Source organism: Desulfopila sp. IMCC35008 (genome assembly GCF_010646885.2).
GTDB lineage: Bacteria > Desulfobacterota > Desulfobulbia > Desulfobulbales > Desulfocapsaceae > Desulfopila.
On the sequence record NZ_CP050700.1, the window covers coordinates 4,857,295 to 4,877,325 of the forward strand.

The 20,031-nt window shown below is 45.4% G+C and carries 12 protein-coding genes; 8 read left to right on the forward strand and 4 right to left on the reverse strand.

Annotated features, from left to right (window positions below; translation table 11 throughout):
- Window positions 1–50: 50 nt before the first annotated feature.
- Entirely contained in the window at window positions 51–668 is a 618-nt protein-coding gene (locus GA520_RS20910) for an AAA family ATPase (RefSeq protein WP_163337524.1), read from the reverse strand.
- A complete protein-coding gene (locus GA520_RS20915; RefSeq protein ID WP_163337525.1) occupies window positions 668–1,681 on the reverse strand; it encodes a hypothetical protein in 1,014 nt (337 codons plus the stop codon). Before GA520_RS20915 ends, GA520_RS20910 begins: the two co-directional genes overlap by 1 nt.
- A 318-nt stretch (window positions 1,682–1,999) precedes the next feature.
- Here GA520_RS20915 and GA520_RS20920 point away from each other — a divergent pair, with 318 nt between their 5' ends.
- From GA520_RS20920 to GA520_RS20935, 4 genes are all read left to right on the forward strand, one after another.
- Window positions 2,000–4,909, forward strand: a complete 2,910-nt coding sequence (locus GA520_RS20920) for a chemotaxis protein CheB (protein ID WP_163337526.1) — start codon at window positions 2,000–2,002, stop codon at window positions 4,907–4,909.
- Window positions 4,910–4,950: 41 nt separating this feature from the next.
- Window positions 4,951–6,990, forward strand: a complete 2,040-nt coding sequence (locus GA520_RS20925) for a PAS domain-containing sensor histidine kinase (protein ID WP_163337527.1) — start codon at window positions 4,951–4,953, stop codon at window positions 6,988–6,990.
- A gap of 1 nt (window position 6,991) precedes the next feature.
- Window positions 6,992–7,987 (forward strand): DNA-binding response regulator, encoded by a 996-nt coding sequence (locus GA520_RS20930; RefSeq protein ID WP_163337528.1) that lies wholly within the window; start codon window positions 6,992–6,994, stop codon window positions 7,985–7,987.
- Window positions 7,988–8,569: 582 nt separating this feature from the next.
- Window positions 8,570–9,019: a hypothetical protein gene (locus GA520_RS20935; protein WP_163337529.1), complete on the forward strand. Its 450-nt coding sequence runs from the start codon at window positions 8,570–8,572 to the stop codon at window positions 9,017–9,019.
- Window positions 9,020–9,209: 190 nt separating this feature from the next.
- Here the strand turns inward: GA520_RS20935 and lipA are convergent, their stop codons facing one another.
- Entirely contained in the window at window positions 9,210–10,076 is an 867-nt protein-coding gene (lipA, locus tag GA520_RS20940) for a lipoyl synthase (protein WP_205749238.1), read from the reverse strand.
- A 462-nt stretch (window positions 10,077–10,538) separates the two neighbouring features.
- Between lipA and GA520_RS20945 the strand changes: the two genes are divergently transcribed.
- Together GA520_RS20945 and GA520_RS20950 are read left to right on the forward strand one after the other, a co-directional pair.
- A complete protein-coding gene (locus GA520_RS20945; RefSeq protein ID WP_163337530.1) occupies window positions 10,539–12,305 on the forward strand; it encodes an aldehyde ferredoxin oxidoreductase family protein in 1,767 nt (588 codons plus the stop codon).
- 130 nt (window positions 12,306–12,435) lie between these two features.
- Window positions 12,436–15,360: an FAD-binding and (Fe-S)-binding domain-containing protein gene (locus GA520_RS20950; RefSeq protein ID WP_163337531.1), complete on the forward strand. Its 2,925-nt coding sequence runs from the start codon at window positions 12,436–12,438 to the stop codon at window positions 15,358–15,360.
- Between the two features lie 94 nt (window positions 15,361–15,454).
- On the opposite strand, the gene GA520_RS20955 is transcribed toward GA520_RS20950, so the two are convergent.
- Complete coding sequence (locus GA520_RS20955; protein ID WP_163337532.1) at window positions 15,455–17,449, reverse strand: sigma-54-dependent Fis family transcriptional regulator; 1,995 nt, start codon at window positions 17,447–17,449, stop codon at window positions 15,455–15,457.
- A gap of 614 nt (window positions 17,450–18,063) precedes the next feature.
- On the opposite strand from GA520_RS20955, the gene GA520_RS20960 reads away from it, so the two are divergent.
- Window positions 18,064–19,047, forward strand: coding sequence for a thiamine pyrophosphate-dependent dehydrogenase E1 component subunit alpha (locus GA520_RS20960; protein ID WP_163337533.1), 984 nt, complete (start codon window positions 18,064–18,066; stop codon window positions 19,045–19,047).
- The gene (locus GA520_RS20965) at window positions 19,047–20,027 is read left to right on the forward strand and encodes an alpha-ketoacid dehydrogenase subunit beta (RefSeq protein ID WP_163337534.1); all 981 of its coding nucleotides are present in this window, start codon (window positions 19,047–19,049) and stop codon (window positions 20,025–20,027) included. The genes GA520_RS20960 and GA520_RS20965 overlap by 1 nt, the downstream gene beginning before the upstream one ends.
- The last annotated feature ends 4 nt before the right edge of the window (window positions 20,028–20,031 follow it).

A 20,031-nucleotide genomic window follows, 5' to 3' on the forward strand; every position in this document is an offset into this window, starting at 1 on the left:
TCAGTTCCGGCATCTATTTGAAGTGAAATTGTTTCGCTTTTATCTGTCCCTCAGTAACCTGTCCGGGACATGGTAGTGTTAGATTTTTTCACCTGCTTCAGGAACCGATCAAGTTTTTCTACAAGATTTTCAAGTGAACCGTTGGTATCAAGCTCCAAAAGTTGATGAGGAGATATTTCATCAGGTGCCTCAAAATTCTCTCTCTGCTTACAAAAAATCTCTAACGTTCCATCTGAAACTGCTGTACTGTCTTGCATTCGCCGCCGCAACCGTGTCCTGGTGACCTCTTCATTACAGAAACAGAGAACAAAATACATCGCAACACGACCTGAAAATTGCTCCATGAGCAGTACTCGTTGCTGTCTTTGCTGATACGAGCCATCCAGAACCACACAGGCTGGTTCAGCTCCGCTAAAAGAGGCTTCAGCATATCTACGCAGGGCGTCATAGGTCTTTAGACTATATTGTCCACTATAGATTCCCTGTCCGAATCCCTGCGGGCCTTGATCCCTGCCATCTTTTGCTGCAAGCTCTTTGCGAACGACATCCGTATTGAAATAGAGGCATCCAGATCGTCGCGCCCACTCCTTGGCAAGATAACTTTTTCCGGAACCGGTCAGCCCGAAAAATATAACCAGCACACCCCTATGATGCTGTCGACTTTCCATCAGGCCATACCGTATTTTTCTGCCAGATGAAAATAGCGGTCGGCTGCTATAAGGGCAGCATCAGCCGAAGTGGCGTCAATACCGGGACCAACAGCGGTGAGAAGATTTATTTTTCCTCGCACATAGGCTCGGTAACATTTATAAAAATTAAGCATTCCCGTCAGCCCCTTATCACCGGAACATTCAATAAAGTAGTTTACGAAATAGTCACTCATCCCATAGAGTTCGTTAAAATCAAGATCCATTGCCAGAAAGGCAATATCGGCAGCAATATCAGTACAACGCAAACTCTTATTGAATTCAAGACAATCAAATATGCTCACACTGGAGGTCAGGCAGATATTACCCGAATGGAGATCACCATGACACTCCCGTATGCGGCCTGCAGTCATCCGCTCGTTAAACAACTGTACCTCATTGAAAAATGAAGTGACATAGTTACGGATAACTGTGAACCTGGCGCGACTGAGGGCAGGGCTGCCTACATAACCTTGCGTCTCACGAAAACTGTCAAACAGTGTTTTTCGAACAGCCTCCGGCCTGCCATAATAAAGTACTCCCCTGCCACCTGCCGCCTGCTCATAAAAAGGCACCAGTATATGTACAATTTGCCGCAGTTCATTTTCATGCAGATCATTGGCAGCAATGACCCTGCACATCATTCGTTCCTCCGGCAATCGCACCATCTTCACACCATATTCGACAGGTTCTCCCCGCCCATCAAGTCTATACCTGTCACCCTCTGATGTGACCGTAACAACGCCAAGATATATTTCAGGGCAGAGTCTACGGTTAAGACGTACCTCCTCTTCACAGAAATGTTTTCGTTGTTGCAGCTGTGTAAAATTGAGAAAACCAAAATTAACAGGCTTCTTAAACTTGTAGACACGTTCGCCAACAAGTAGAATATATGAGATGTGAGTCTGGATTAATTCCACATCTCCTGTCTCTGGAAAAAAGGTATTGTTTTCAAGCAATGCCTGTATGTAATCAGGGAGTGATGTACTCTTCATCTTTGCCATCCTGAGCAGATACTTCGGACTGATTGCAAAGGTTGAAATATATTTTAATGGTAGCAGATAAATCGTTTCCCGTAAATGGCGACTCACTTATTGTCTGTCAGGAAGGAGGCCGGTCCTGCAACCTTCCTTGGCTTCCAGGTGTTGTACGAACACCCACCCCTTCCAGTTTCTCTGATGAAAGTTGTGCAGATACTGGAAAAATGAGATGCATCAGGTATAATTATCAGGATAGTTTTGCAAAAAAATTATCAGCCGTGTAGTGTGAATGTACACAAAAGCCCACAGGTCAACTCTACCCTGTACCCAATTATGTCAGATGGAAACGAACCTTCCAAATCAGATATTGTAGAAAAATCAGTCCCCCATAACCGGCAGTTCCAGGTCCCGATTGTTGGCGTGGGAGCTTCAGCCGGAGGGCTGGAAGCTTTTCAAGAATTTGTCAGATCGGTGCCGGAAGACAGCGGTTTTGCTTTCATCCTGATTGTTCATCTAGACCCTTCCCATGCCAGTTTGCTTTCTGAGATTATTCAAAACAAAACCAAGATGAAAGTCACTCAGATTGCAGATAGCATGATAATCAAACCAAATCAGATTTTTGTTATTCCTCCCAAAAAAGATCTGGGAATTATTAATGGTAAGCTCCAACTCCTGGAAAGGACAGGCCGACGAGGGGAACATCTTCCTATTGATAATTTTTTCCGTTCATTGGCCCTTGATCAGAAAAGTAAGGCAACAGCCATTGTTCTTTCGGGAACCGGTACGGACGGTACACTTGGAATACAAGCCATAAAGGAACATGGCGGCATGGTCATGGTCCAGGATCCCTCCTCTGCAAAGTTTGACGGTATGCCGCAAAGCGCAATTAATACAGGTTTTGCCGATTATATTCTGCCGCCTGCCGAGATGCCACTCCAGCTGGTGCAATATTTTCATGACCAGGCGCATTGGCAGGGAAGTGTACCCGTAATTGTCAGTGATAAAATGATCAAAGCCTTGCAGAAAATCTGCCTGCTGCTTCGCACCTCTATGGGGCATGACTTTTCGCTGTATAAAAAAAACACCATCTTCCGACGCATTGAAAAAAGGATGCAGGCCCAGAGAATTAACGACATTGATTTTTATGTCAGGTATTTACGCGATTCTGAGGCGGAGCAGAGAATCCTCTTCAAGGAATTGTTGATTGGGGTCACGGGTTTTTTTCGGGATGAAACCCCGTTTGAATTGCTGAAAGAAAAATATTTACCGGATTTGCTCAAGGATAAACCAGACGACTACCAGTTGAGGATATGGGTGCCAGGTTGCAGCACAGGTGAAGAAGTATACAGCATTGCCATCATTGTCTGGGAGTATATAGCAGCAATGGGCCGCCACTTCGATGTGCAGATCTTCGGCACTGATCTTGATGAGAAGGCTATTAGTTTTGCCAGAGCGGGAAGATATCCGGATACAATAGCTGCAGATATGAGCTCTGAACGCTTGAAATCCTTTTTCACCAAGGAACAAACCCACTACAGGATAACTAAAAACATCCGTGAGATGGTCGTATTTGCTCAGCAAAATCTCATTAAGGATCCGCCTTTTACCAGGCTTGACATGATATGTTGTCGCAATCTGCTCATCTATTTCGATCAAAAACTTCAGAATAAACTCCTTCCTCTTTTCAATTACAGCCTTAAAAAAGAAGGGCTTCTGGTACTCGGTACCTCAGAGACCACTGGCAATGCTACCAAACTGTTTACCGTTCTCGATAAAAAATGGAAAATATATAAGTGCTGCGCTTCTGCAAAGCCCATCCACCCAAAATTAACTCTTAACAACCATGATCAACCTGCAAAGTTCTTCCCACCCCAAGAGACTATCGACAAGGTAGAGGAGGCTGGTACGGTACAGCTTCTCAAGGCTATCCTTGCAGAGAGTAATATGCCTCCTTGTGCTGTTATCGATGACTCGGCCAACATCCTCTATATTCATGGTCGCCTGGGACGTTTTCTTGAACCAGCAGAAGGAGAAATCAGCTCGAATATCCTTAAAATGGCGCGACCGGGGCTACAGGCCGGCATTTCCCAGGCTATCCGTCAAGTCAGCATTGGGAGACAAGAAGTCAAACTTGAAAAGCTCAATATAAATGGGATCAACGGTCCCTTAGAGGTCAATCTGACTTTCAAGCCATTAGCGGACGTGTTGACCCGTCAACGTCATTTAATGCTGATTCTCTTTGATGAAGTCTCCACGGAAAACAAAAAGGCAACGAAGGTTGCACCGCGACGTAACAAGACGAACAAGAGTGATGAAGTAAAAAGGCTGGAAGACCTCCTGCAAACTACCGTCGAGGACATGGAGGCTGCAAACGAGGAACTCAAATCGACTAACGAAGAATTGCAGTCAACCAATGAGGAATTGCAAAGCACGAATGAAGAGCTTGAGACCTCACGAGAGGAATTGCAGTCGTTAAATGAGGAATCCGTAACGGTCAATGCGGAATTGCAAGGCAGAATAGATGAATTGATGGCGGCAAATGATGATATCAAGAACCTGCTGGATGCCACGGATATTGCGTGTATCTTTCTCGATATCAACATGAAGGTCCGGCGATTCACACCTCAGGCAACCAGACTGTTTCCTCTCACCGATGGGGATATAGGTCGACCAATTGATCATTTTTCCACCACTTTGACCCAAATACAATTAGTTGAATGTGCTCAAAAGGTAATTACCGATCTGAACCATTATGAGGCCGAAGTTCAGGACTGCAAAGGTAATGTCTATCGTATGCGGCTGCGTCCCTACCGAACGACAAACAACGTCATTGATGGTGTGGTGATCACCTTTGAGGATATTACCAAACTCAAAGAGTTGGTTGACGCCTTAACCATAAGCGAAAAATTATGGCGCGGCCTGGTAGAAAATGCCCCCATGGGAATTCTCATTTTGACGGAAGGGTTCATTTCCTATCTTAATCCCGGTGCACTGAGGATTTTCACAGCAATATCGGAGCATGAGATGCTCGGCAAGCCGATTATCGATTGGGTTCTTCCCGATTTTCATGCCATCTGTATACAACAGATTGAGTTGCTGACCACTGCCAGAAAACCAGTGTCTGCAATTGAGCAGACCTGGCTTAAGGTGGGAGGAGGCCACGTCGAACTGGTAATCTCCGCAGCCCCTATTATCTATAATAAAAAAGATAGTGCCTTGGTCTTTATACGCGAAAAATTGTAGAATATTTATAGGAGTTCAACACCTCAGTCAAGGAGGCTTGAATGAAGGAAAAGACGGGCAAAAAAGATCTGGCAAAACTGCGAAAACGTGCCCAGTCCATTCTCGCGACAGCATCCCAAAAAAGATCTTTTTCCCAGGCTGATGTCACCGAATTGATACAGGAACTCGACACCTACCAGATCGAACTTGAACTGCAGAACGAAGACCTTCGTACTTCTCAGGTTAAGCTTGAAAAATATCGTCACCGATATGCAGACCTCTACGATTATGCTCCGGCAGCTTATATCACTATCAGTAATGAAGGGTTGATTATAGAAGCAAACCTGAAAGCGGGCGACATGCTGGGGATTCCGAGAGGGGAACTTTTCAATCGACCATTTTCAGATTTTGTTGTTCCGGCAAGTATGGATGAATACTACATATCCAGACAGAAACTCCTGGAAACCGGGCGGTCGCAATCCCTGGAGTTGATGTTGCGGAGACAGGACGGGTCTTCTTTTCATACCCAAATGGATACTGTCATACATTCAGAGGACCGTTATTCCCCTGGACAAATGCATGCAATATTCCATGACATATCAGCTCGAAAAGAAGTGGAGTTAGCCAAACTTCGCAAGCTCAAGGACAAATACTGGACCATTCTCATGGACCAGAATGACCTGATCTGGCGTCTTGATGCCGATGGCAGGACTACTTTTGTCAACGATGCCTTTTGCCGGTACTTTGGTGTTGACCATACACATATTCTGGGAACTGTTTTTTTGCCGAAAATCCATGAGGACGACCTTGACAAGGTGAAAAAATATCGGGCAGCATTGACTCCGCTCGAACCTGAAAAAACTATCGAATATCAAGTATATTTGCCAGACGGGAAAATGCGCTGGCTCCAGTGGCTTAGCAGAGCACTATACAATCAAGACGGCAGTGTAGCTGAATACCAGAGAGTCGGTCGGGATATTACGCCAAGAAAGAATCTTGAACAACAGTTACAGGGTGAAATAAAATTACGACAACTCTTTCTGGACGCTCTCCCTGGCCTGGCCTTCCTCTCACAGCATGAAAACCAGGAAATAGTTGTGGCCAACAAGGCTGCAATAGAGGCAGGTGTTGTGCCAGGAAAGCTATGCTTTGCAGCCTGGGCAAAAAGAGAAACGCCCTGCCCCTGGTGTGGTGTGCCAAAAGCCAGACAAAAGAGGGAAACCGTGAATGAGCAATTCTGGGCCAATGGGCAATATTGGGATGCATATTGGGCTCAGGTTACCGACAGTTTGTGCTTTTCTTATATTATCGATATTACAGATAAAAAAAGAACAGAAGAGGCTCTTGAAGAATCGTACCGTGAGCTGGAGGTTCGAGTGGCAGAACGTACCCTGGAATTGCAGAATTCCCACAAGCAACTCCTTCATGCCGAAAAGCTTACTGCCGTGGGCAGTCTTTCCGCCTCTATCGCACACGAGTTCAACAGTCCATTACAGAGTGTTATGACCATTCTTGACGGAATAATAAAATACGCGGCTCTTAAAGAGGATGAGCAGGAGCTGGCGGATGTGGCCTTTCTCGAATGCCAGAGGATGAAAAACCTCATTGCCAACCTCAGGGATTTTTACCAACCCACTTCCGGCCATGTTGGTCAGGTTGATGTACACATGCTTCTTGATTCCATCCTTTTGCTTACCAGAAAAGAATTTCAAAGTCAGGGAATTCAAATTGTGAAAGAGTATAGTGAGGTTCCCTGCTCAGTCAGAGCTGTTGCCGATCAGTTAAAACAAGTCTTTCTTAATCTCCTGAACAATGCAGCATGTGCCTGTGGGAATGGTGATATTGTCACGGTTTCCACGGAAAGAACAGCTCCGGAGAACATAGCGGTCCACATCAGGGATACCGGTGCAGGGATAGAACCCTCTCATATCAAGCACCTTTTCGAACCATTTTTTACGACCAAACCGGAGGTCAAAGGTACGGGCCTTGGTTTGTCGGTAAGTTATGGCATTATTAAACAACACGGTGGCCATATTGAGGTAAAAAGCAAACCTGGAGAAGGGGCAACGTTTTCAGTGTTTTTGCCTATTGAGGGAGTCTGAATTGAACAATAATTCGATTCTTCTGGTCGACGATGACGAGAGTATCCTCGTTTCACTCAGTTGGATCCTCGAAAAGAACAGTTTCAAGGTGACGACTGCACAAAGTGGACTGGAGGCCTTGGACCTGCTGCGAGTTCACAGGTATAATGTGATCATTACCGACCTGCAAATGGGCGAGATCGGTGGGTTGGAGGTTTTGCAGGAGGCCAAAAAAATCTCCTATAATACCGGTGTAATTGTCCTGACCGGGTATGCCGATATCGATTCGGCAGTTGAAACATTTACCTGTGGCGCTGATGACTATCTTAATAAGCCATGCGATACCGATGAACTGATTTTCAAGGTCAGGCGCACCCTGGAAAAGCAGGAATTGACCGTCAGGCTGCGCGAACAGAATGAACTACTGAAACAGGAAATTGCCACTCGCAAGCAAGTAGAGTCGCAACTTAATGAATCCCAAACCAGACTGGAGCAAGAGGTAAAGAAAAGAACGGCCGAGCTATCAGCTACAGTGGATAATCTTAAAGATGCCCTCGGCAAATTAGCCATAAAAGAAGAAGAGCTTCAGAAACAGAATGAGGAACTCAATGCTGCCAATAGTGCCTTGAACCTGTTGTTGAAGAGAAGGGACAGGGAACTTCGTGAAGTAAGAGAGGAAGTTTCAGCAAAAACAATTGAGATGGCGCTCCCACTCTTAAAGAAAGCCCATAAGCACGCGACAGGAGCATCGAAAAGCTATTTAGAGTCAGCACAGGCAAATCTGCTGGATATTTCCTTAACACACTCCAAAGATACTCTTCTCGTCAATGCAAAGTTGGCCCCTCGTGAGTTGCAGGTCGTCAATTATATCCGGCAGAATAAGTCGTCCAAGGAAATCGCCGATATTCTAGATATTACCGTGAGGACAGTAGAGTCCTATCGGGAAAGTATCAGAAAAAAAATCAGGCTCAAAAATAAAAAAATAAGCCTCAAGAAGTACCTCACGTCTCTTCCTTAGCCCTAATATTTCATGGAAAACTTGCCGGCGCCGATATATGTCCTATGTTTTCTTATAGTTAAGGTGTAGATGGGTGTTTTAATTGCTGTTACACTTTGTACCTGAGCAGAAATAACTGGCTCCTGTAGTTTTTCACCCTTCGGGCGAACCGAGACTGAAAGAACTCAATCGCGCAATTCATATGCGTTGACGCTTGCGCTGTCTAACTATTTACTGCAGCATGCGCATATTCTTATATCGTCTCTCTACTGTGTTCATTTTTTTTTTGCAACACCCGCTAGTCTCGATCTAAAACTTTAAGCACGGGATTTTTTCTACAAGCTTTACCAACAGGGCGTAAGCCTTCAATTCCTGACTCATTAGCTTGTCACCGGCTAACCAAGAAGCCAATGCTTGATCAACCTCATGATGCTTTACATAGTCAGGATTCAAGGTCCGGCAAGGAGTCATTGGAGCCTGTCAATCCACTAGCCGGTACCTTGGTAATGTGTCAATGCATCCCTTCTACAGGAGCAACAGGAAATGAAAAAAATGGTTGGCCTGGTGAGTGTATTTTCCCTTGCAGTTTTATCGTAAGTTCCATTGGCTGCAAAAGAAATAGAACGCATAACAGCCGAAGAGGCATTTGAACTCACACAATTGAACTCGCTTACCGTCGTGCTTGTAGATGTGCGTACAAAAATGGAATACTATTGGGTCGGGGCTGCGTGTCAGGTAGATACCAAAGAAACAAATGAACGAGGTAAAAACACCCTTATCTACCCGGACTATGGCAAAGTAATAAATAATTCAAATAGCCGCCATGTTGAATTCTGCGTAAACGATCGATACAAGAGACTCAATGTACAGAAAATTATGATAATGAATATGTCACCAATGTCATTCAATAGACCCTATAAAACCTGGACGGCTGATCCTCCAGTTTTTTCACTAAATGCTGATTTTCCAGATAAAGTAAAAGCATTACATGACGATTACGGCTCCTTGAGTGTGATTTTCTTCTGCCGGAGCCGCGGTCGCCCGGAAGATTGACTGAAATCCAGGCTTCCCCCTCTGTATCATGGAAAGATGCGGGGTTACCCATTAAAACAGGGTTACCGACTGATCTTTTCGATCAGGAGTAAACATAAATTATGATCAATCGTCAGCCGGATTATAGCATTACATTATGATCTTTTTCGCAGATGGCGGGACGCTCAGTCAACTCGATATCACTGGCACCTCAATTCCGCAGCAATCCAACAGCTTGGTAGTAAAGCTCCTCTGCTTTATAGGAGCTTCTTACCAGAGGGGCACTTGCGACTCCCATAAATCCACGTTTTAACGCTTCAATGCGATATCCTTCAAATTCGTCTGGATGTACATATCGCACTACAGGTAGGTGTTTTTTTGAAGGGGCCAGGTATTGCCCCATGGTCAAAACATTGCAACCAGCCATTAGCAGGTCGTCCATTGTTTCGTACACTTCCTGTGGGCTTTCTCCAAGCCCCAGCATCAGGCTGGATTTAGTGACCACCGCTGGAGTTAACTCTTTTACCTTTCTCAATAATTCCAGAGAGCGAGTATAACTGGCTTGGGGGCGAACTGTTGGGTACAGCCGATTTATAGTCTCTATATTGTGGTTCAAAACCTGTGGAGCTGTTTGCAGGACTGATTTCAGAGCATCCCAATTGCCCGAAAGATCAGAGATTAATAACTCTAAACGGATTTTGGGAAGACGTTTCCGTATGGCTAAGACTGTATTCTGAATATGACAAGCGCCTCCATCCGACAAGTCATCACGGGTAACCATTGTTAGCACACAGTATTGAACATCCATCTGGCTGATTGCCTCGGCAATCAAATCAGGTTCATTAGGGTTGAGAGGGGACACTCTTCCCTTATCAACAGCACAAAAAGAACAGCGCCTAGAACAGTTCGGTCCTAATAGCATGAACGTCGCAGTACCTTTAGAAAAACACTCCGTTAGGTTTGGACATTGAGCCTCCACACAAACGGTGCACAAAGTATTTTTCATCTTATCAATTGATTGAGATACAGGTACTTCAAGCGGCATTTTGATTCTTAGCCATTTTGGTTTAGTGATCATTCTCTGTCTTCTCCTTATTTCTGATCCGATGTGTGTAAACCGGGTGATTTTAACGTATGCCTAATAATTTTTTTACAAAATCTGTACCATCCCTCAAAACCATATCAAATCGTTAGTGGATTCAGATAGGTGGTGAGTTGCCGGAAGCGTATTGCACACCAGCACATAATGTCCGAAGGTGGGACACTTGTAGCATATCGAACCAAAATTTGTGGCTCCAAAACAATTGTGCCTTTTGCCTAGTGCAACTGTGGATGCAATGCTGATCAGCACACAACAACAGATACTTAAGGGGTTTCCTCTGAGGGTACCCTGAAGACACTCGCCCATATGGCATTAGTAATGCATAACTTTCATGCAAACGTAATAACCTTATCGGTTAATGTAGTATGGTTCTAGCTGCTTAGAGACATATACTTGCATAGAGTTAAACTGCCAAAAACATTGAATAAGGAGAAGCCGATGCGTGGTTTTTATAATCGGATTATAACGATTGATTTAAGTAGCAGTTCCGCAACAATCGAGAAAATTGAGGATGGGATTTTAGAGGAATGCCTGGGGGGGAAAGGGTTGGCAACTCGCCTGCTGCTTGAAAGAAATCCTGTGGGAGTTGATCCGTTGTCCCCGGAAAATCATTTGATATTTGCAACCGGATCTTTTTGTGGCGGACCTCTTTGGGGTGGGAGTCGTTATGGCGTCTACACCAAATCTCCTCAGACCGGGTTCTATTCCGAGTCGTATTCCGGTGGAAGGGTGCCCGAAGCGATAGATGCAACTGGATTTGATGCAATTATCTTTGTCGGTCAGGCTGACAGGCCGACAGTGGTAACCATTGAACCCGACGGAGCCAGCTTTCATGATGGGACTGATCTCTGGGGAATGGATAGTATACAGGCAGAGGAAGAAGCCATTGCACAATTTTCTACTGATGTGGAAGGGTATCGAAAGCCAGGTGCTGTAACCATAGGTCCTGCCGGCGAGAATATGGTTAAGTTTGCCTTGATAGCAAACGATAAATGGCGTTGCGCGGGCAGAACAGGTGCCGGTGCAGTCATGGGCTCCAAACGTGTTAAGGCAATAGTCTTTCGAGGAAACAGGAAACGCGAATATTTCGATCCGCAAGGTGTCAAAGAATTTGCGAGACAGTTTTCCAAGGAAAACAGCCAAGGTCCCGCAGCCAAGTCATACAAAGCCATGGGTACCACCCAGATGGTCGCAGTGATGAATGCTTTTGATGCCTTTCCAACAAAATATTGGAGTCAGGGAACTTGTGACCACTGGGAAAAAATAAGTGGAGAGACATATCGCGAAGAACATGACGTGAAACCAAGCGCATGTGCCAAGTGCTTTATGGCCTGCGGACGTAAAGCTACTATCAAGAAGGGACGCCATAAAGATCTTCAAATCGAAGGACCGGAGTATGAAACGATTTACTCTTTTGGTGGGTTATGCATGGTGGATGATATAGCGGAGATTGCCTATCTCAATGACCTTTGCGACCGGCTTGGAATGGACACAATCTCCGCTGGAAATCTTTGCGGTCTTGCAATTGAAGCAAAGATTCGCGGGAAAATCGACTATGAGATCGAATACGGTAACGTAGACAAGATTGCACGTTTGCTGGAGATGATTGCAGCACGGGAAGGTATCGGTGAAGTCTTAGCCAATGGTATTATTTACGCCTCCAATCTCTGGGGGTTGGAAGATATAGCCATACACGTTAAAGGACTGGAACCGGCAGGGTATGAACCCCGTACATTAAAGGGCATGGGGCTGACCTATGGAACCTCCCCGAGGGGTGCATGTCATCTGCGCACAACTTTCTACAAGCCGGAGCTCACAGGTCTTATTCCCCCAGACCAGGTCAGGGATAAAGCATTGATGCTCATTGACTATGAAAACCGTCTCAATATTTTTGACACCTTGGTGTTATGTCGGTTTTATCGCGATCTTTATACCTGGGAAAAACTTGGCAGTTGTTTGCATCTGGTGACAGGGCTTCAGACGAATCAGGACTTTATGGAAAAAGTTGCAGTAAATATTGTCAATATGACCAGAAAGTTCAATCTCCAGGAAGGACTGCAACCGGAAGATGATCGTTTACCCAAGAGGTTTCATAAAGAGGCACTGCCGTCAGGAAAAACTATTTCCTCTGAAGATATGGAGCATATGTTGAAGGATTATTATCAGCTCAGAGGTTGGGGTGAAACTGGCATCCCCATTTCGTAATCGCCTCACGTGAATTTGCCTTTATATCTCATGAGATTCCCCGGCATGTTTGTAGCAAACCAGGCTGGGGAAGAAAGGGTGCGGTGTATCGCTGAAAAAGATCGCCGAACAATTTAATCCATGGAGTCCAATGCAAGATAAATTAGCTGAATTAGCCAAATACCTGAAGGGGGATCTCTATACAGACCGCAAGACACGGGTCCTTTACGCAACCGATGCTTCTGTCTATCGTGAACTTCCTATAGCAGTGGCACGGCCGTGCAATAGCGTTGATCTCAAAAAACTCATATCGTTTGCCAACACCAACAACACTTCACTGATTCCGCGTACCGCGGGAACATCCCTGGGTGGTCAGGTTGTCGGGAACGGCATTGTTGTTGATATGTCCAAATACTTCACCGATATTCTCGAGGTGAATGAACAAGAGCGTTGGGTCCGGGTTCAGCCGGGAGTTATTTTAGATGAATTGAACCGTCATCTTCGTTCTCATGGCTTGTTTTTCGGCCCGGAAGCCTCTACTGCTAATCGCTGTATGATCGGAGGAATGGTCGGCAATAATGCCTGCGGTTCCCGCTCTATCGTTTATGGGACAACCCGTGAGCATACCATCGCCGTTACGATGCTTCTGAGCGACGGGAGTGAAGTTGAATTTAAGGCAATAACAAGAGCTGAGTTCGATACTAAATGTGAAGGTGACTCTCTCGAAAGTTCGATCTATCGTCATCTTCGGGAGACATTGTCCGATGCGCAGATTCAGGAACAGATCCGCGCAGATTTTCCGGACCCTGCCCTCTATCGGCGCAATACCGGTTATGCCATTGATCTCCTCCTTGAGACAGAGGTTTTTTCAGAGAGTGAAACCCCGCTAAATCTGGCTAAGTTGATTTGCGGCTCTGAGGGAACGCTTGGCTTTATCACAGAGATAAAACTTGATCTTGTAGACGTGCCACCAGCTAATGTAGCGGTTGTTGCCGCACATTTTGGCACAAAGGAAGAGGCTTTTAAAGCAAATCTGGTTGCTCTGAATTATAACCCGGATGCTGTTGAAATGATGGATCATACCATCCTTGAACTGACCCGACACAATCGAGATCAGGCCAGAAATCGGTTCTTTGTGGAAGGTGAACCGGGGGCGATCCTTATCATCGAGTTTTCTCGTCATGACATCCATGAACTCAACAGCTGTTGTGAGAAGTTAATAGACGGATTCAAAGAGGCTGGGTACGGATACCATTTCCCCGTTGTCCATGGCAAGGACACCAAAAAAGTTTGGACACTACGTAAGGCGGGACTGGGTGTCCTTTCAAACATGAAGGGAGATGCTAAACCAGTGTCTTTTATAGAAGACACTGCCGTGAGTGTTGAGGTTCTCCCTGAGTACATTGCTGATTTGGACAAAATCTTTAAAAAACATGATCTGGAGTGTGTCTATTACGCGCATATCGGTTCCGGGGAACTGCATTTTCGACCAATTCTCAATATGCGGCTGCAACGGGATATAGAACTGTTTCGTACTGTGGGAACTGAAGTGGCGCACTGCGTGAAGAAGTACCGTGGATCCATGAGTGGAGAGCACGGTGATGGTCGCGTTCGCGGTTGCTTTATCCCAATTATTCTTGGTGAGAAAAACTATATCCTCCTGCATGAATTAAAAAACATTTGGGATCCGAACCATATTTTTAATCCAGGTAAGATCGTCAATGTTCCCTCAATGATAAGTTCTCTTCGCTATGAGGGAGACCGGATAGAAAGAAAAATCGATACAGTATTTGATTTTTCAGATGTTGGCGGCATCTTGCGGGCAGCAGAGAAATGCAATGGCAGCGGCGATTGCAGGAAAACAGAAAATGCTGGTGGGACACTCTGTCCGAGTTATCAGGCTACCCGTAACGAGACTGACGTCACCCGCGCCCGTGCAAATATCGTTCGGGAAATGCTCACCACCTCAACCAAGGAAAACCCATTTGATCATGAGGAGATTAAGGAGGTCATGGATCTCTGTCTCTCGTGCAAGGCCTGCAAATCTGAATGCCCTGCCAGTGTAGATGTGGCTAAGCTCAAAGCAGAATTCCTGCAACAATATTATGATGTGCATGGGGTGCCGCTGAGGTCAAGGATGGTGGCCTATATATCTCAGATAAATTCTCTGTTGTCGGTTGTTCCTCAACTCAATAACATGGTCATGGGCAACAGGGTGATTTCATCTTTTCTTATGGGACTGCTCGGTTTTGCGCCACAACGTTCGATGCCGCTGCTTGCTGGAACAACCATGCTGAAATGGATGAAGAAGTACCCGGCGGAACTGTCATCTACCACGGCGACTAACGGGAAGGTGTATCTCTTTAATGACGAGTTCACCAACTACAATGATCTGGATGTTGGGGTTGCAACGGTGCAATTATTATCCAGGCTCGGTTATGAGGTAGTCATTCCCGCCCATATCGAAAGTGGTCGAACTTTCCTCTCCAAAGGGTTAGTTCGCAAGGCCAAGAAAATCGCTATTGATAATGTCACTGCCTTAAAAGATGTAATTTCTGAAAAGACGCCACTCATCGGGATTGAGCCTTCAGCAATCCTTTCTTTCCGGGACGAATATCCGGATCTGGTTGGGCCAGAGTTGAAGGAAGCGACACTCAAACTCTCAAAAAACGTCCTTACGGTAGAGGAGTTTATTAAGCGTGAGATTGAGGCGGGCAATATCAGTCAAGATTCGTTTACCCGGAAGCCAAAGACCATCAAACTCCATGGTCATTGCCAACAAAAAGCCGTTGCCTCAACTGATCCCACAAAGTTCATACTGTCTTTTCCTGAAAATTATCAGGTAGAGGAAATACCCTCCGGTTGTTGTGGGATGGCAGGTTCTTTTGGTTATGAGAAAGAGCATTATGATGTTTCCATGAAGATTGGAGAACTCGTCCTGTTCCCTGCCATTCGAAAGACTGATACTGATACAACTATTTCAGCACCGGGAACAAGCTGTCGACATCAGATCAAAGATGGTACAGGGCGGGACGCACTCCACCCGGCTCAAATATTATACGAAGCCTTGGTTTAGCTCAGATTTATTAAGGGGGGGGCTTAAGCGAATAGCCAGGGTAGCTATCCGCTTAAATTCATCATGTTGATTGTCGATGGTGAGTCGTTACGTCTTATTTTGATATGTTAAATTCTTCCATCTTTCGATAGAGCGTGCTCCTGGCGATTTTCAGTTCCTTAGCAGCTTTGCTGGCGTTGCCATCGCAACGTTCGAGGGCTGCTTCAATCAATTCCCTATAACCATCATGCACGGTTGTCGTTGTTGAACTAAGTGAAGTCCGTTCAGTTAACAAATGTGCTGGAAGATGATGTTTTTGAATTGTGCCACCCTGTGCCAGAACAACCGCACGTTCAATACAGTTTTCCAATTGGCGCACATTTCCCGGCCACTGGCATGCCTGCATTATTTCCATAATCTCATCTGTTATTGAAGGCTTAGGCATTTTCATTCTTGCAGAAATCTGTTCGATAAAATATTCAATCAATAATTCAAGATCTCCTTGCCGCTCCCGTAATGGCGGGACAACGATCTCAACAACGTTGACACGATAATAAAGATCTTCACGGAAATTGTCATTTTGTACTTCGGTGAACAGATCTATGTTGGTCGCTGCAATAACCCGCACATTTACTGGAATAGTACGGGTATCACCTATACGGTTGATTTCGTTTTGTTGCAGAACGCGTAAGAGTTTGGACTGTACGTCTAAGGGTAATGCATTGATCTCGTCAAGAAACATGGTCCCATGATTGGCGAGTTCAAATTTACCCAGCATCCCACCAGCACGTGCTCCGGTAAACGCCCCGGCACGATAACCGAACAACTCCGATTCAACCAGGTCTTTAGGAATGGTAGCACATGATATGGCAACGAAAGGACCGGCGTGTCGATTACTGTAGTTATGGATGGCTTGAGCGAATAACTCTTTACCTGTACCACTCTCACCTGTCAGTAGCACCCTGGAGTTGGTCTTTGCTGTAATTTGGGCCAATTCGATCTGCTTTTTTAAGATTTCGCTGTCACCTTTTATGCTATGAAACTCATACCTGGCATAGTTGCCTTCGATTTTTTTGCTCATATTGATAACCTGCTGTTTTTCAGCAAGCGTGATGAGCTTACCTCTGTCCTTACCATCGATATCGCGAATCGGATCGATTTTGCAGATATAGAGTTGATCTTCTTTTGAAGAACTGAAGTTCGTTTCTGTGCTGGTAAGGTAACTGTTGGTGTTCAGTGCGGCTATCAAAAGCTCGTCGGGCTTGGCTGTCTTTACGAAATCTTCACCTATCACCTTGGCTTTCTGAAGGTTTAAAAATTTTAAGGCGCGATGGTTAATCTCAGAAATTCGAAGATTATCATCTAAAGCGATGACGCCTTCGGCAGTCGACTCAAAAATCGAAGACAGAACAGAGTTAAGGCGACTGATTTCCTTGTTTAATTCGCGGGTAGCCAGTTCAGTTTCGATTGTTTCAGCAGCTGTTGAGACCAATGCTAATGTGTGTTTGTGCTGGTCACCGGAAATACCCGAAAGTGTAATTGTACCGATAATGTTGCCCTTGTTATCATGGATGGGGGCTGTCGAGCATGTCCAGTCATGATGTTTAACGCGGTAGTGTTCACATCCTGTGAGTTGGATTGGTTTATTGATCTCAAGGCAAAGTCCGATACCATTGGTGCCGGCATGTTTAATGTCTCGTCGGCATCCGGGGAGATAAAAATTCCGTTTCGCCGCTTCAAGTATGGTGCTCTTGCCTAACGCGACCAGAACATACCCGTTTTTGTCGGATAAGGTCGTCATAAAACCGGTATCGCCCACCAGAATATTAATCATTTGCATGACCGGTTTGGCGATCTTGATAAAGGATTCATTAGTTTTAAACAGGTGGTCGAGATCCTTTCCGGACAAGGAGGCTGGTGGGTTGTTACTATAAGGATCAATACCCAATTTTTTTGATTTGATCCAAGATTGATAAACTACAGGACGCACTAACTCTAAATCTTTGACCGGCAAGTTCTTTAAAACCAAACGTTCCCACGCCTCCAGCAGGGGGGACTTTTCAATCAGGCCAATATCACCATTTTCATTTTTCGACGCATTTTTAATCATATAGATGTTCCACTGATGATGTACTGGTTATTTCCTTCATCGCCACGACCCAGTACAATGTAGAGGTGTTTGCAAAAAAACATGCTTGATGCATGTCAGATAGAATTTTACACACATTCCCCATGGCAATCAATATATTTGTTTCAAAATAGGACACCTCAACAAGGAGACTGAATTATCAGCGGGGAGGTTGAACATGAAATTCTCTAAATAAATCAGATAAATATGTATTCAATACATGATAGAGTGAATTGATTGAGTTAAGGATGTGTGTTCGTTAAGATTGCCCCTTCGACAAAAAAACAGCTTTGACTTGTCCCACATTCGGACAGCATGTTGATTGTGGTACACTTTTCAGGGACACACTTTCTTTGCTTTGCAATGTAGCGAGTGAGATTATTCCCTATACAAACAGTTCTTTACATCGCCCCTCTACTCTTCACTGCATTTTTGGCATAAGGGTTGCATCATCCGTTTCAAGAATATGATCAGTCAGTCGCTTAAAGGTTCTCCCTAGTTTTTCTTGCAAGGCTCTAATAATCAAAGGACAGGGCTATTACCTAACATGTCAATATTTAACAGCATTCACTAGAATGTCAAAATGGAGGGATTATATGAAAATATCCAAGGAAAAACTCCTTGAGCTCTACACTACTTTAGTGAAGTGCCGGCTTTTTGAGGAACGGATTGTTGATCTTTATGCTCGTGGACAGGTGCCCGGCCTGGCTCATCTTTATATCGGTGAAGAGGCCATGGCAGCTGGGGTGTGTGGTGCGTTGCGCGATGACGATTACATCACAAGCACCCATCGGGGGCATGGACATGTGGTTGCAAAAGGGGCAGGTCTGGACCGCATGATGGCTGAGCTTTATGGCAAGCAGAGTGGCTATTGCAAAGGTAAAGGAGGCTCTATGCACATCGCCGATATGGCATTAGGTATCCTTGGCGCTAACGGCATAGCAGGAGGCGGATTGCCCCTTGCTGTCGGTGCCGGCTGGTCTGCTAAATGGCGCAAAACCGATCAAGTGACTGCCTGTTTTTTCGGCGATGCCGCATCCAACAACGGCACCTTTCACGAAAGTTTGAATCTTGCTGCTGTTCATAAATTACCGGTTATTTTTGTATGTGAAAATAATTTATATGGGATTTCCGTGGCCCAGGAAAAACATCAGGTAATAACCGATGTGAGTGTCAGGGCAGATGGGTATGGAATGCCTGGAGTGACCATAGACGGTATGGATGTAACAGAAGTTTACAAGACAACAGTCGAAGCTGTAGAACGTGCGCGGGCGGGCGAAGGACCGACACTGATAGAGGGAAAGACCTACCGCTTTCGAGGACACCATGAGGGTGATCCGAATCAGGGTGCACGATACCGTGATAAAAGTGAAATCGAAATCTGGAAGGAAAAGTGCCCCATCGTCCGATTGGGCAAACAGCTGGTCAAGAGCAAAGTGGCAACCAGGAAAAAACTCGATCAAATACATCAGAAAATTGAACAGGATCTCGACCACGCGGTACAATTTGCCGAACAAGCCGAATTTCCACCAATTGAAGATATGTATACCGACATCTTTGCAACAGAGGAGGTGGAATAATGAGACAATTAAGTTATGCAGACGCCATTAATGAGGCGCTCAAGCAGGCCATGCAGGAAGATGAGCGTGTTGTCTTGTTAGGTGAAGATATCGGCACCTTCGGCGGCATATTCCAGGTGACAAAAGGCCTCCAGAACGAATTTGGAGCTGAACGGGTGGTGGATACCCCCATATCTGAAGCCGGATTTGTAGGAGCCTGTGTAGGAGCAGCACTCACCGGAATGCGACCTGTGGCAGAATTGATGTTCGTCGATTTTTCCACAGCCTGTATGGATGCGATATTTAACCAGATGGCAAAAATACACTATATGTTTGGTGGCCAGGGCAGCGTCCCTATGGTGTTGAGGATGAATGTCGGTGCAGGACGATGTGCAGCTGCCCAGCACTCCCAGAGTTTTCACTCTATTTTTATGCATATGCCCGGTCTCATTGTCGTGACCCCATCGACGCCCTATGATGCAAAGGGGTTAATGTTAGAGTCAATTCGCAGTAATAATCCGGTGATTTTCGTCGAGCATAAAAAACTTTACATTGAAAAGGGTGATGTTCCGGAAGAGCCTTACTACATACCATTTGGTCAGGCCGAAGTGAAGAGAGAAGGTAGTGATGTGACTATCGTTGCCACCCATGCCATGGTGTCCAGGTCTCTCAAGGCTGCAGAAGAGTTGGCTCAAGAAGGTATTGATGTAGAAATCGTTGATCCCCGGACCCTCACTCCCCTGGATAAAGAGACTATCTTCGCCTCGGTAAAAAAGACGGGCCGTCTGATTATCGCTGATGAAGACTACAAAACATGTGGAATCGGTGCAGAGATTGCTGCTCTGGCAGCTGAAGAGATCATCTACGACCTGAAAGCGCCGGTTGCCCGGGTTACTTCTCCGGATACACCAGTACCTTTCTCACCGGTCCTGGAGCATGAATATGTTCCTGAAGCCAGGCACGTTATTACTGCTGTAAAAAAACTTATGCAATTCGCCTAACAGA

Coding starts and splice junctions, on each gene's coding strand:
- GA520_RS20910 (WP_163337524.1), bottom strand. CDS start 668: ATGGAAAGTCGACAGCATCATAGGGGTGTGCTGGTTATATTTTTCGGG.
- GA520_RS20915 (WP_163337525.1), bottom strand. CDS start 1,681: ATGAAGAGTACATCACTCCCTGATTACATACAGGCATTGCTTGAAAAC.
- GA520_RS20920 (WP_163337526.1), top strand. CDS start 2,000: ATGTCAGATGGAAACGAACCTTCCAAATCAGATATTGTAGAAAAATCA.
- GA520_RS20925 (WP_163337527.1), top strand. CDS start 4,951: ATGAAGGAAAAGACGGGCAAAAAAGATCTGGCAAAACTGCGAAAACGT.
- lipA (WP_205749238.1), bottom strand. CDS start 10,076: ATGATCACTAAACCAAAATGGCTAAGAATCAAAATGCCGCTTGAAGTA.
- GA520_RS20945 (WP_163337530.1), top strand. CDS start 10,539: ATGCGTGGTTTTTATAATCGGATTATAACGATTGATTTAAGTAGCAGT.
- GA520_RS20950 (WP_163337531.1), top strand. CDS start 12,436: ATGCAAGATAAATTAGCTGAATTAGCCAAATACCTGAAGGGGGATCTC.
- GA520_RS20955 (WP_163337532.1), bottom strand. CDS start 17,449: ATGATTAAAAATGCGTCGAAAAATGAAAATGGTGATATTGGCCTGATT.
- GA520_RS20960 (WP_163337533.1), top strand. CDS start 18,064: ATGAAAATATCCAAGGAAAAACTCCTTGAGCTCTACACTACTTTAGTG.
- GA520_RS20965 (WP_163337534.1), top strand. CDS start 19,047: ATGAGACAATTAAGTTATGCAGACGCCATTAATGAGGCGCTCAAGCAG.